Genomic DNA, 12782 nt, shown 5'->3' with positions numbered 1-12782 from the left:
TGCAGTTGTCATGGTGGGTCGTTGCCGCCACTGCGGAAAGGGTTGTCCGACAGGCGAGTTGTCATGCGCGGCGACCGGCGACCGGCGACCGGCGGGCGGGGGGGACGGTGGGCCCCCGGGGGGGAGCCGGGGCCCCCCGGCGCCGGGGAACCCCCGAGAGAGGCCGCGCCGGGGCGGAAAGGGGGTGTGGGGGCCGGGGCGGGTCCGTGGACGCGGGAGTCGGTCCGATGGGTGCCCGTGGTGTGTGGCGTCCCCGCGCGCGGGACGTGGGGGGCGGGCGACGCCGGGAGCGTGGACGCACGGGTCGGCGGCGCAGCGGCAGCCGTGGTTCGACCTGGGGTACCGGAGCGGGGACATGGCGCGGTGCGACACCTTCCGCCGACGCCGCGTCCCGGTCACGCCGTGTCCCGGTCCGGGGCGTTGTCGGTGGTCGCTGCCAGACTGGGCGGTGAGTGACATTTCCGGCAGGAATCGCACGGGGATCACGAGGGAGTGATCGACATGGCAGGCACGAGCGGTGGGCGCCCCAGCATCTACCCGACGGTGTTGTACCGGGACGCGAAAGCGGCGATCCGGCAGCTCACGGAGGCCTTCGGCTTCTCCGAGCTGTCGGTGTTCGAGGGCGAGGACGGCTCGGTGCTCCACGCCGAGCTGGTGCAGGGCAACGGCGCGGTGATGCTCGGTTCGAAGGGCCACGGCGGTCTCTTCGACGCGGCGATGAAGGATGCCGGCCCGGCCGGGGTGTACGTCGTCGTGGACGACGTGGACGCCCACCACCGGCGGGCCGTGGAGCACGGCGCGGAGATCCTGATGCCCCCGACGGACCAGGAGTACGGCTCACGGGACTACATGGCCCGGGACGCCGAGGGCAACATCTGGAGCTTCGGCACGTACGCGCCCGAGATACAGGGCTGACGCCGGCGCCGGGTTCAGCCGCCGGTGTGGACCTGGAAGGCGGCCCGGCGGACGGCCTTGGCCAGCGCCGGGTCGGGATGCGCGGCGGCGAGCGCCACCAGGACCTGCACGGTGCGCGGGTGCCCGACGGAGCGGACCTCGGCGAGCAGCGCGGGCACGGTCGGCTGGAGCGCGGACTCCAGGTGCCGTACCAGCATCGGCGCCTCGCCGTGGTCGGCGACGGCCGCGGCCGTGTCGACCCACAGCCAGGTGGCCTCCTCGCGGGTGAGCACCTCGTGGGCGTCCTCGGGGTCCACCCCGTCGTGCTCGGCCAGCCACAGCAGGGCGTACGGCCGCAGGGCGGGCTCCTCGACGACGGCGCGGACGTCGGGCTCGGCGGGGGCGCCGACGACACGCAGCGCCTCGAAGGCGAGGCCGCGCAGCAGGGCGTCCTCGCCGCGGGCGGCGGTGAGCAGGTCGCCGACGGCACTGCCGACGGGGCGGGCGGCGAGCCAGGCGCGGTACTCGGCGCGGGCGGCGTTCGGGCGGAGCTGGGCGCAGCCGCGGAGCATCACCTCGGCGGCGACCTCGATGTTGCCGGCCGGGCTCTGCGCGGCGACGCAGATCTGCTCCAGCTTGACCCAGACCGCCCAGCTGCCGAGCGGGGTCAGGGTGGCATGGCCGTCGCCGCAGGTGAGGGCGCCCACCGAGGCGAGGGCGTGCAGGGCCCAGTCCAGGAGGGGGGCGAGTTCGGCGGCGCGGGCGGGCTCCGCCGGGTCGGCGTCGGCGGAGGAGCCGGCCGGCCTGAGGCTCGGGATGCCGCCGTCCTCGGGGCCGTAGGGGACCTCGCAGCGCTCGGTGCGCAGTTCGGTGACGCGCTGGCGCAGCAGGTCGAGGAGCTGGTCCACGGGGACGGGCCCGGCGGACAGCTGGAGGAAGGAGAGCACCTGCGGCATGGCCGAGACGACCTCGCCGACGGCGCCGGACTCCTGGTCGGCGGGTTCCGGCGTGGCCAGCGACCAGGCGTCGAAGAGGGCGACCCAGCCGCGCAGTACGGCGCTGTCGTCGCGGTTCCAGGCGCGCAGCCGCCAGCCGGGGCGCGCGCTGTCTCCGTGCACCTCGACGAGGCCGGCGAGGCGGGCGGTGTCCCAGTCGGCGCGGACCTGAGCCGTGGTCAGGCCCAGATCCGAGGCGGCGCGTTCGGCGGTCGTCGCGGAGAGCGTGGCCTTGCCGTCGTCGGTGGCGGCGTCGCGGCCGGGTCGCCCGCTGGGCGGACGAGTCGAAGCCTGGAGTCGCGCGGGATACGGGACGTCACGGGTGCAGTCTTCCGGTTGACGGTCCGAAAACCCAAACGGAATGTCACGGCGGGCTACGGGACTGGCCAACGCACGAGGTTCGGGGAGGGGGAGGAGACGTGTTCAGGCCAGCGGTACAGCCTTAAACGGAACCCTGGGGACCGCTCCGGGCGCGGTGTGCTCCCGGTGGCTCGCGTCAAGCTCGCCCCAGGCTTACATCAGGGGGGTCAGGAAGCGGCGCAGGGCTTCCTCGTAGGCGGCCGGGTCGGGGTTCCACATGGCGGCGTGCGGGGCGTGCGGGACGGGGTGGAGTGCGACGAGTCCGGGGCGGCGGGCGGCGAAGCGGCGGGAGGCCGCCCAGGGGGCCACCTTGTCGTCGGGGCCGTGGAAGACCAGGGTCGGCACGGCCGGCCAGGCCCGGTCGGCGGGGCCGGCGTTCAGGCCCGCTCGGCCCTCGGCGGCGCGGACGGCCAGCGGCAGCAGCGCGCCCGGGGTGTGCCGGGCCGAGGCGAGGGCGCGCAGGGTCGCCTGCCAGTCCAGGACCGGGGAGTCCAGCACCAGCCCCGACACGAGGTCGCGCAGCCCGGAGCGGGCGGCGGCGCGCAGGGCCATGGTGGCGCCGGTGGACCAGCCGAGCAGGACGATGCGTTCGGCGCCGTAGCGGACGGCGTACCGCATCGCCGCGTCCAGGTCGCGCCACTCGGTCTCGCCGAGGTGGTTGAGGCCGTCCGGGGAGCGGGGCGCGCCCAGGTCGCCGCGGTAGGAGAGGGCGAGCACCGGGAAGCGGCGGCGGTGCAGGAAGCCGGTCAGGTTCAGGGCGTGCTCGCGGGTGGTGCCCAGGCCGTGCACGGCGATCACCCAGGTGCGGCGGGCGCCGGGGACGAACCACGCGGGCAGCGTGCCCAGCTCGCCGGGCACGTCGACGTCGGCGTGTTCGAGGCCGAGCGCGGTGTCCGGGTTGCCGACGTACAGGTTCGGGGTCAGCCACACCGCGTCGCCGGCGCTCAGGGTGCCGTGGGTGAGGCGCTCCAGGCGGCGTACGACCGTGTCGGCGGAGTGCGGGGCGGTGGCCAGGACGGGGCCGACGACCGCGTGGGAGCCGTCGCCCGCGAGGCCGTAGGTGCCGGGGCGCAGGGCGACGAGGTGGCGGGTGAGGGTCACCTGGTCGGCGGTTGTGCCGTGCACGGTGAGCCGGGGTTCGGTGGGCAGGGGCCGGCCGGGGGACGCCTTCAGCGCCGCGTCGCTGGCGAGGCGGCCTGCGGCCACGCTCGCCGCGCCCGCGGCGAGGGCCGCGGCTGCGGTGACTGCGGTTGCGGTGACGGTGCGCACCCGTCCAGTGTCCTGGCCGATCCTCTTTGCGGCCAGTGGTGGGGGTTCAGGGCGTCATGGGCGGGCGTGGGGTGCGTGCGGGACGTCACCTCGCCTCTCGTTGGCCGTAGCCGCTCAGCTTCTCGACCGCCGCTGCGAGCTGGTCCTCGGTCAGCAGGTGCGGAGTCCGGCCGGGGACCGATGCCGCCGTCAGCCACAGGTGGCACATCCATTCCAGCTGGGCCGTGCGGTCGTAGGCCTGGTCGAGGGTGGCGCCGTAGGTGAGGGTGCCGTGGTTCTGGAGGAGGCAGGCGGTGCGGCCGGTGAGGGCGTCAAGGAGGTTGCGGGCGAGTTCCTCGGTGCCGTAGGTCGCGTAGGGGGCGACGCGGACGGGGCCGCCGAGGGCGCCCGTCATGTAGTGGACGGGCGGGAGTTCGGTGACCAGGGTGGAGACGGCGGTGGCGTGGACGGCGTGGGTGTGGACGACGGCGCGGGCGTCGGTGGTGCGGTGGACGGCGAGGTGCATGGGCAGTTCGCTGGTCGGGGTGAGGGTGCCGAGGACCTGTCGGCCGTCGAGGTCGACGCCGGTGACGTCGGCCGGGGTGAGCCGGTCGTAGGGGACGCCCGAGGGGGTGACCAGGACGAGGTCACCGACGCGGACCGAGACGTTGCCGGAGGTGCCGACGACGAGCCGGTCGGCGACGGTGCGGCGGGCCGTGGCCACGAGCTGTTCCCAGGCCCGTGAGATCTCCCCTTTGTGCAGGTCAGGGGTGTTGTCGTCGAGGTCGTGCCGCTGGTCGGTCATACCGTGATCCTGCCAGGTGACGAACATCTCAGTCAGGCCCCTTCGAGCCCTTCCGGGAAGCACCCCCGGGACCCTGGCCCGTGCGGCGCCTGGGCGGCGTGGCGGAGTGGAACGAGTCCCGCCGATTGCGGACACCACGAAGCCCCGCCCAGTTCACCTTCCGTTCACTCAGGTTCCCTACGTTCATCCAGCCAATGACCTCGAACGATTGCCTGGGTACATGGAAAGCTTCTCGCTGATCCTCGCGATTGTGGTAGTAACCGCACTTGCGTTCGATTTCACGAACGGTTTCCACGACACCGCCAACGCGATGGCCACCACCATCTCGACCGGTGCGCTCAAGCCCAAGGTCGCGGTGGCCATGTCCGCCGTGCTGAACCTTGTAGGCGCCTTCCTCTCCGTGGAGGTCGCCAACACGATCTCCAAGGGTCTCGTCGACGAGACCGGCATCCGTCCCGAGGTCATCTTCGCCGCGCTGGTCGGCGCGATCCTCTGGAATCTGGTGACCTGGCTGGTCGGGCTCCCGTCCAGTTCCTCGCACGCCCTGATGGGCGGCCTGATCGGCGCCACCATCGCCTCGGCCGGTGCCGGCGCGGTCCACGGTGACGTGCTGGTCACCAAGGTCCTGATCCCGGCGATCGCCGCGCCGATCGTGGCGGGCGTCGCCGCGATGCTCGCGACCCGGCTGTCGTACACGCTGGGCAAGAAGGCCGACGGCAAGGCCGCGGCGAAGGGCTTCCGCACCGGCCAGATCGCCTCGGCGGGCCTGGTCTCGCTGGCTCACGGCACCAACGACGCGCAGAAGACGATGGGCATCATCACCCTCGCCCTGGTCGCCGGCGGCGCCGTCGCCCCCGACTCCGACCCGCCGCTGTGGGTCATCCTGTCCGCGGGTCTGGCCATCGCGCTCGGCACCTACCTCGGCGGCTGGCGCATCATCCGCACCATGGGCAAGGGCCTGACCGACCTCCAGCCGCAGCAGGGCTTCGCCGCCCAGACCAGCGCGGCGACCGTCATCCTGGCCTCCTCCCACCTCGGCTTCTCCCTCTCCACCACGCACTCGGTCTCCGGATCGGTGATGGGCGCGGGCCTGGGCCGCAAGGGCGGGGTCGTCCGCTGGTCGACCGCCACCCGGATGTTCGTCGCCTGGGGTCTGACGCTGCCGGCCGCGGCCCTGGTCGCCGCCCTCGCCGAGTACGTGACCGGCTTCGGCAGCTGGGGCACGGCGCTCGTCGCGGTGTTCCTCATCGCCTCCAGCGCCGCGATCTGGAAGATCTCGCGCCGCGAGATCATCGACCACACCAACGTCGTGGACGTGCCCGAGGAGCCGGCCGGCGTGGTGACCACCGCGATCGCCGCCGTGACCCCGCCCCCGGCGGGCACCATCACCGAGGACCTGACGGCCACCATCGCGGCCCCCGTGACGGAGCCGGCCCCGCCGGCCACCACCAGCGTCTGAGTCCCGCCCCCACCGGTACGAAGGAAGAAGCAGCATGAAGATCGACTGGGCGTCTCTCGGCTCCGTCTTCGGTGTCAGCCTCGTCATCACCGTGGCCCTCGTGGCCCTGTTCACCCTCGGCATCATGGGCCTCTCCCGCCGCGAGCGGGCAGCGGCCCAGGGCGACTCCGCCACCCTGGCGGTCACCGGCGCCTACGCGTGCTTCGCGGCCTGCGCGGCGGCGGTGGCGTACGGGATCTCGCTGATCGTCGCCTGACGGACGGCGCACACGCGCGTGGGGCGCGGGACGGATCACCGTCCCGCGCCCCACGCGTGCGTGACGGCCGTGACCGGAGGTATGTGGGCTTCTGCACACTGTCCCGCCGCAGGTCAACAGCGAGTTGACGGCCCTTCCGGGCGCGTGGTGGACTGCCGGAGCCATGTTCGGCGACAGAAGAGGAAGCCGGTGTGATTCCGGCGCGGTCCCGCCACTGTCACCGGGGTAGACACCCCCGGGAGCCAGGAACTCTCGTCGCCGGTCTCGTCGAACCAGGGCGTGGACACCCTGAGTGAGGACATATCGCCATGCTCGGCTGCCGTTCGAGGTTTTGCACCAGGTCGTTGCCCGACCCGTCGGCCGGCTGAGCCGGTGGGTGCCGATCGCCGCTACGCGTACGGTGCCGCCGCCGGCCTCCTGGGGGACCTGCTTCTCGGCGATCCGCGCCGGGGGCATCCGGTCGCCGTGTTCGGGCGGGCCGCGGCCGGCGTGGAGCGGGTGCTGTGGCGGGACCACCGCGGGTGGGGTGCCCTGCACACCGCCGTGTGCGCCGGTGGCGCCGTGGCCCTCGGGGCCGCCGCCACGCACGCCGTACGCCGCTCCCCCGCCGCCTCCGTCGCGTTGACCGCCGCCGCCGCCTGGTCCGTCGTCGGCGGGACCTCGCTGGTCCGGGAGGCGCGGACCATCGGGCACGCCCTGGAAGCCGGGAACCTCGAAGGGGCGCGGGCGCGGCTGCCGCATCTGTGCGGGCGGGACCCGCAGGCCCTGGACGCCGACGGCGTCGCCCGCGCGGTCGTCGAGTCCGTCGCCGAGAACACCTCCGACGCGGTCGTGGGCGCCCTGGTGTGGGGGGCCGTCGGCGGGGTGCCGGGTCTGCTCGGGTTCCGGGCCGTCAACACCCTGGACGCCATGGTCGGCCACCGCTCGCCCCGCCATCGCCTGTTCGGGTGGGCCTCGGCCCGGCTGGACGACGTCGCCGGATGGCCGGGGGCGCGGCTGACCGCCGTGCTCGCCGCTGTCGCCGGGGACGATCCGCGGGGTGCGGTGCGGGCCTGGCGGGCCGACGCGGACCGGCATCCCAGCCCCAACGCCGGTCCCGTGGAGGCGTCGTTCGCCGGCGCCCTCGGGGTGCGCCTCGGCGGGACGCTGTCGTACGGCGGGCGGGTCGAGCACCGGCCCGTGCTGAACGGGGAGCGCGGGCGGACCGTCGTGCCCCAGGACATCGAACGTGCCGCGCGGCTCTCCCGCCGGGTCGGCCTGCTCGCGCTCGGCGTCACCGTCGCCGCGCGCGTCGTCACCGCGCGGTTCGTCACCTCGCGCGTCGTCACCGCGCGCGTGGCCGCCGCGGGAGTGAAGGGACGTACGTCATGAGCGGGGGTCTCCTCGTCGCCGGCACCACCTCCGACGCGGGCAAGAGCGTCGTCACGGCCGGGATCTGCCGGTGGCTGGTGCGGCAGGGGGTCAAGGTCGCGCCCTTCAAGGCGCAGAACATGTCCCTCAATTCGTTCGTGACCCGCGAGGGCGCCGAGATCGGGCGGGCGCAGGCCATGCAGGCTCAGGCCTGCCGGGTCGAGCCGACCGCACTGATGAATCCGGTGCTGCTCAAGCCCGGCGGTGAACAGAGCAGCCAAGTGGTGCTGCTCGGGAAGCCGGTCGGTGAGATGAGCGCGCGCGGCTATCACGGCGGGCGGCAGCAGAAACTCCTGGGAACCGTTCTCGACTGTCTCGCCGAATTGCGGGGCACGTATGACGCGGTGATCTGTGAGGGGGCGGGCAGCCCGGCCGAGATCAATCTGCGGCGGACCGACATCGTGAACATGGGCATCGCGCGGGGGGCGCGGCTGCCCGTGCTGGTGGTCGGGGACATCGACAGGGGTGGCGTCTTCGCCTCGTTCTTCGGGACGGTCGCGCTGCTCTCGCCGCAGGACCAGGAGCTGGTCGCCGGGTTCCTGGTGAACAAGTTCCGCGGTGACGTCTCGCTGCTGGAGCCGGGCCTGGACATGCTGCACGGGCTGACCGGGCGGCGGACGTACGGGGTGCTGCCGTTCCGACACGGGCTCGGGATCGACGAGGAGGACGGACTGCGCGTCTCGCTGCGCGGGACCGTCCGCGAGTCGAACGTCTCGCCGCCGGTCGGCGAGGACGTGCTGCGGGTCGCCGTGTGCTCGGTGCCGCTCATGTCCAACTTCACCGACGTGGACGCGCTGGCCGCCGAACCGGGCGTCGTCGTGCGGTTCGTGGACCGGCCGGAGGAACTGGCCGACGCCGATCTGGTCGTCCTGCCGGGGACCCGGGGGACGGTCCGGGCGCTGGAGTGGCTGCGCGAGCGCGGGCTGGCGGAAGCCGTCCGGCGCAGAGCCGCCGAAGGCCGGCCGGTCCTCGGCATCTGCGGCGGCTTCCAGATCCTCGGGGAGCACATCGAGGACGAGGTCGAGAGCCGGCGCGGTCATGTCGACGGGCTCGGAGTGCTGCCCGTCCGGGTGCGGTTCGCCCGCGAGAAGACCCTCACCCGGCCCGTCGGCGAGGCCCTCGGCGAGCACGTCGAGGGGTACGAGATCCATCACGGGGTCGCCGAGATCCAGGGCGGCGAGGCGTTCATCTCCGATGGCGAGGGGCACAGCCTGGACGGCTGCCGGGTCGGCCAGACCTGGGGCACCCACTGGCACGGCTCACTGGAGTCGGACGGTTTCCGCCGGGCGTTCCTGCGGGAGGTGGCGGCCGCCGCGGGCCGCCGTTTCGTGCCGGCCGCCGACACCTCGTTCGCCGCGCTGCGCGAGGAGCAGCTCGACCGGCTCGGCGACCTCATCGAACAGCACGCGGACACGGACGCGCTGTGGCGGCTCATCGAGTCGGGCGCGCCGCAAGGACTGCCTTTCATTCCACCGGGAGCGCCCGCATGAGCACAGTGTTGTTGTTGTCGACCGCCGACACCGATCTGCTGGCGGCCCGCGCCGCCACCGGTGCCACCTACCGGATCGGCAATCCGACCCGCGTGGACGTCGCCGAGGAGCTTCCGGGACTGATCGAGGGCGCGGACGTCGCCGTCGTACGGCTGCTCGGCGGGAAGCGGGCCTGGGAGGACGGGCTCGCCGCGCTCAGGGCGGCGGGCATCCCGACCGTGCTCCTCGGCGGGGAGGCCGTGCCCGACGCGGAGTTGATGGCCGAGTCGTCCGTGCCCGCGGGCGTGGTGGCGGAGGCGCTCAGGTATCTCGTGGAGGGCGGGCCCGCCAACCTCGCCGAGCTGGCGCGGTTCCTCTCCGACACCGTGCTGCTGACGGGCGAGGGGTTCGAGGAGCCGCGCACGATGCCCGGGTACGGCGTCCACGGCGACCGGGTGTTCCAGGACGGCCGCCCCACCGTCGGGGTGCTCTTCTACCGCGCCCATGAACTGAGCGGCAACACCGCGTTCGTGGACACGCTGTGCGATGCGATCGAGGCCACCGGGTCCAACGCCCTCCCCGTGTACTGCGGTTCGCTGCGCGACGCCGACCCCGGCCTGTACGAGATCCTCGGCGCGGCGGACACCCTGGTCGCCACGGTCCTCGCCGCGGGCGGCACGCACGCCTCGCAGGCCTCGGCCGGCGGCGACGAGGAGGCCTGGGACATCGGCGCCCTCGCCGACCTCGACGTGCCCGTCCTGCAAGGGCTCTGCCTGACCTCCTCGAAGGCCGCCTGGGACGCCTCCGACGCCGCCCTGTCCCCCATGGACGCGGCGATGCAGGTCGCGATCCCGGAGTTCGACGGGCGGCTGATCACGGTCCCCTTCTCCTTCAAGGAGCAGGGCCCGGACGACGTTCCGGTGTACGTCGCCGACCCCGAGCGGGCCGCGCGCGTCGCAGGTATCGCCGTACGGCACGCCCGGCTGAAGCACAAGGCGAACGCCGACAAGAAGCTCGCGCTGGTCTTCACCGCCTACCCGACCAAGCACTCGCGAGTCGGCAACGCGGTCGGCCTCGACACGCCCGTCTCCGCCGTCCGGGTGCTGGACGCCCTCAAGGCGGCCGGTTACACGCTCACCGAATACCCCGACAACGGTGACGAGTTGATCCACCGGCTGATCAACGCCGGTGGCCACGACGTCGAATGGCTCACCGAGGAGCAGCTCGCCGCCGCGCCCGCGCGGGTGCCGCTGGCCGACTACCGGGCCTGGTTCGACAAGCTCGACCCCGACCTCAGGCAGGGCATGCTGGACGCGTGGGGCGAGCCGCCGGGCAGCCTCTACGTCGACGGCGACGACATCGTGCTGGCCTCCCTGCAGTTCGGGAACGTCGTCGTGATGATCCAGCCGCCGCGCGGCTTCGGCGAGAACCCCATCGCGATCTACCACGACCCGGACATGCCGCCCTCGCACCACTACATGGCGGCCTACCGGTGGCTGGAGAACAGTTTCGGCGCCGACGCCATCGTCCACATGGGCAAGCACGGCACGATGGAGTGGCTGCCGGGCAAGGGGCTGGGACTGAGCGGGGGCTGTGCGCCGGACGCCGTACTCGGTGAACTCCCGCTGATCTACCCGTTCATCGTCAACGACCCCGGTGAGGGCACCCAGGCCAAGCGGCGCGGGCACGCCACCGTCGTCGACCACCTGGTGCCGCCGATGGCGCGCGCCGACACCTACGGCGACCTGGCCAAGCTGGAGCAGCTGCTCGACGAGTACGCGCTCGTCTGCGACCTGGACCCGACGAAGACGCCGGCCGTGCGGGCGCAGATCTGGACGCTGGTGAAGGCGGCCGAACTCCACCACGACCTGCACGTCGACGACCAGCCGGACGACGCGGCGTTCGACGAGTTCGTCATGCACATCGACGGCTATCTGTGCGAGATCAAGGACGTGCAGATCCGCGACGGCCTCCACATCCTCGGCGGCGGACCGGTCGGCGAGCCCCGCGTGAACCTGGTACTGGCCGTGCTGCGGGCCTCGCAGGTGTGGGGAGGGCAGGCGAACGCGCTGCCCGGTCTGCGGGCCTGCCTCGCGGAGCACTTCGGGCTCGTCGAGAAAGAGCTGCTCGCCGAGCCGGGGGCGCCGGTCAAGGTCCCGGTGGAGCTGACGGACCTCGTGGACGGCCCGGCCCGCTCGGCCGCCGACGCGGTCGACCTGCTGGAGCAGCTGTGCCGCCGGATCGCGGAGGGCATGGAGGCACGGGAATGGGCGGCCGGCGAGAGCCGGGCGCTCGTCGGGGAGGTCCTGGGCACCGAACTCCCCGACGCCGTCGCGGTGGTGGAGTTCGCCTGCACGGAGGTCGTACCCCGGCTGGAGAAGACCACCGACGAGATCGGGCACATCCTCAAGGCCCTGAACGGCGGTTACGTCCCGGCCGGCCCGTCCGGTTCGCCGACGCGCGGGCTGGTCAACGTCCTGCCGACGGGACGCAACTTCTACTCCGTCGACCCCAAGGCCATTCCGTCCCGGCTGAGCTGGGATGTCGGGCAGGCCCTCGCCGACTCGCTGGTGCAGCGCTACCTCCAGGACACCGGCGCGTACCCGAAGTCGGTCGGCCTCACGGTGTGGGGCACGTCCGCCATGCGCACCCAGGGCGACGACATCGCCGAGATCCTCGCGCTGCTGGGCTGCCGCCCGGTGTGGGACGACGCCTCGCGCCGGGTGACCGGCTTCGAGATCGTGCCGGCGGCGGAGCTGGGCCGGCCCCGCATCGATGTGACGGTCCGCATCTCCGGGTTCTTCCGGGACGCGTTCCCGCACGTCGTCGCTCTGATCGACGACGCGGTGCGGGCTGTGGCGGAACTGGACGAGCCGGCCGACGTCAACTACGTCAAGGCGCACGCCGACGAGGACACCGCCGAGCACGGCGACCGACGCCGGGCCACGGCCCGTGTCTTCGGCTCCAAGCCGGGGGCGTACGGCGCCGGGCTGCTGCCGCTGATCGACGCCCGCAACTGGCGTTCGGACGCCGACCTCGCCGAGGTGTACGCCGTCTGGGGCGGGTACGCCTACGGGCGCGGGCTCGACGGGCGGGCGGCGCGCGGTGACATGGAGACGGCGTTCAAGCGGATCGCCGTGGCCGCGAAGAACGTGGACACGCGCGAGCACGACCTCGTCGACGCCGACGACTACTTCCAGTACCACGGCGGCATGGTCGCCATGGTGCGCCACCTGACGGGGGCGAGTCCGCAGGCGTACGTCGGCGACTCCGCGACGCCGGACCAGGTGAAGACCCGCACGCTCGGCGAGGAGACGCACCGCGTGTTCCGCGCCCGGGTGGTCAACCCGCGCTGGATGGCGGCCATGCGGCGGCACGGCTACAAGGGCGCCTTCGAGATGGCGGCGACCGTCGACTACCTCTTCGGCTACGACGCCACGGCGGGCGTGGTCGACGACTGGATGTACGAGAAGCTCAGCGCCGAGTACGTCTTCGACCCGGAGAACCGGGACTTCATGAAGAAGTCCAACCCGTGGGCGCTGCGCGGCATCACCGAGCGGCTCCTGGAGGCCGCCGAGCGCGGTCTGTGGGCCGAGCCGGACGCGGACACGATCGAGCGGCTCCGGGCCACCTACCTGGAGCTCGAAGGCGACTTGGAGGGCGACGACAAGTGAGTACCCCCTTTCCGTTCACGGCCGTCGTCGGCCAGGACGACCTGCGGCTCGCGCTGCTGCTGAACGCCGTGTCACCGGCGGTCGGCGGGGTGCTGGTGCGCGGCGAGAAGGGCACCGCCAAGTCGACGGCGGTGCGCGCCCTCTCGGTACTGCTGCCGGCGGTTTCCGTCGTTTCCGGATGCCGATTCTCCTGCGATCCCGCCCGCCCCGAC

General features: G+C 73.1%; 9 protein-coding genes, 2 pseudogenes and 1 riboswitch. Of the genes and pseudogenes, 8 read left to right on the top strand and 3 right to left on the bottom strand.

Annotated elements, in window-relative coordinates:
* Window positions 1-271: 271 nt before the first annotated feature.
* Both P1P75_RS33540 and P1P75_RS33535 read left to right on the top strand, forming a co-directional pair.
* Window positions 272-379 (top strand): annotated as a pseudogene (locus tag P1P75_RS33540) (neutral zinc metallopeptidase); the annotation flags it as partial.
* 122 nt (window positions 380-501) lie between these two features.
* Window positions 502-915: a VOC family protein gene (locus P1P75_RS33535; protein ID WP_319262660.1), complete on the top strand. Its 414-nt coding sequence runs from the start codon at window positions 502-504 to the stop codon at window positions 913-915.
* 14 nt (window positions 916-929) lie between these two features.
* Here P1P75_RS33535 and P1P75_RS33530 read toward each other — a convergent pair whose 3' ends face one another.
* The 3 genes from P1P75_RS33530 to P1P75_RS33520 form a co-directional block, all read right to left on the bottom strand.
* Window positions 930-2279 (bottom strand): hypothetical protein, encoded by a 1350-nt coding sequence (locus P1P75_RS33530; RefSeq protein ID WP_319262658.1) that lies wholly within the window; start codon window positions 2277-2279, stop codon window positions 930-932.
* A 123-nt stretch (window positions 2280-2402) separates the two neighbouring features.
* Complete coding sequence (locus P1P75_RS33525) at window positions 2403-3518, bottom strand: alpha/beta fold hydrolase (RefSeq protein WP_319262656.1); 1116 nt, start codon at window positions 3516-3518, stop codon at window positions 2403-2405.
* Between the two features lie 85 nt (window positions 3519-3603).
* On the bottom strand, window positions 3604-4302 hold the full coding sequence (locus tag P1P75_RS33520) for a class II aldolase/adducin family protein (RefSeq protein ID WP_319262654.1): 699 nt from the start codon (window positions 4300-4302) through the stop codon (window positions 3604-3606).
* A 220-nt stretch (window positions 4303-4522) separates the two neighbouring features.
* Between P1P75_RS33520 and P1P75_RS33515 the strand changes: the two genes are divergently transcribed.
* From P1P75_RS33515 to P1P75_RS33490, 6 genes and pseudogenes are all read left to right on the top strand, one after another.
* The gene (locus tag P1P75_RS33515; RefSeq protein ID WP_319262652.1) at window positions 4523-5761 is read left to right on the top strand and encodes an inorganic phosphate transporter; all 1239 of its coding nucleotides are present in this window, start codon (window positions 4523-4525) and stop codon (window positions 5759-5761) included.
* Window positions 5762-5795: 34 nt separating this feature from the next.
* Window positions 5796-6017, top strand: coding sequence for a hypothetical protein (locus tag P1P75_RS33510; RefSeq protein ID WP_086772140.1), 222 nt, complete (start codon window positions 5796-5798; stop codon window positions 6015-6017).
* A 153-nt stretch (window positions 6018-6170) separates the two neighbouring features.
* A riboswitch (cobalamin riboswitch) is annotated at window positions 6171-6290 on the top strand.
* Between the two features lie 99 nt (window positions 6291-6389).
* On the top strand, window positions 6390-7388 hold the full coding sequence (locus tag P1P75_RS33505; RefSeq protein WP_319262650.1) for a cobalamin biosynthesis protein: 999 nt from the start codon (window positions 6390-6392) through the stop codon (window positions 7386-7388).
* Window positions 7385-8917, top strand: coding sequence for a cobyric acid synthase (locus tag P1P75_RS33500; RefSeq protein WP_319262648.1), 1533 nt, complete (start codon window positions 7385-7387; stop codon window positions 8915-8917). Before P1P75_RS33505 ends, P1P75_RS33500 begins: the two co-directional genes overlap by 4 nt.
* Complete coding sequence (cobN, locus tag P1P75_RS33495; protein WP_319262646.1) at window positions 8914-12570, top strand: cobaltochelatase subunit CobN; 3657 nt, start codon at window positions 8914-8916, stop codon at window positions 12568-12570. Before P1P75_RS33500 ends, cobN begins: the two co-directional genes overlap by 4 nt.
* A pseudogene (locus P1P75_RS33490) lies at window positions 12567-12782 on the top strand (magnesium chelatase); the annotation flags it as partial. The gene cobN and the pseudogene P1P75_RS33490, both read left to right, overlap by 4 nt.

The organism is Streptomyces sp. ID05-39B (assembly GCF_033794725.1).
Taxonomy (GTDB): Bacteria; Actinomycetota; Actinomycetes; order Streptomycetales; family Streptomycetaceae; genus Streptomyces; species Streptomyces bobili.
This window is presented reverse-complemented; position numbering and strand designations above follow the sequence as displayed.

Bases quoted from the DNA above. Each gene is read 5' to 3' on its own strand.
- P1P75_RS33535 (WP_319262660.1), top strand. From the start codon at position 502: ATGGCAGGCACGAGCGGTGGGCGCCCCAGCATCTACCCGACGGTGTTG.
- P1P75_RS33520 (WP_319262654.1), bottom strand. From the start codon at position 4,302: ATGACCGACCAGCGGCACGACCTCGACGACAACACCCCTGACCTGCAC.
- P1P75_RS33515 (WP_319262652.1), top strand. From the start codon at position 4,523: ATGGAAAGCTTCTCGCTGATCCTCGCGATTGTGGTAGTAACCGCACTT.
- P1P75_RS33510 (WP_086772140.1), top strand. From the start codon at position 5,796: ATGAAGATCGACTGGGCGTCTCTCGGCTCCGTCTTCGGTGTCAGCCTC.
- P1P75_RS33500 (WP_319262648.1), top strand. From the start codon at position 7,385: ATGAGCGGGGGTCTCCTCGTCGCCGGCACCACCTCCGACGCGGGCAAG.
- cobN (WP_319262646.1), top strand. From the start codon at position 8,914: ATGAGCACAGTGTTGTTGTTGTCGACCGCCGACACCGATCTGCTGGCG.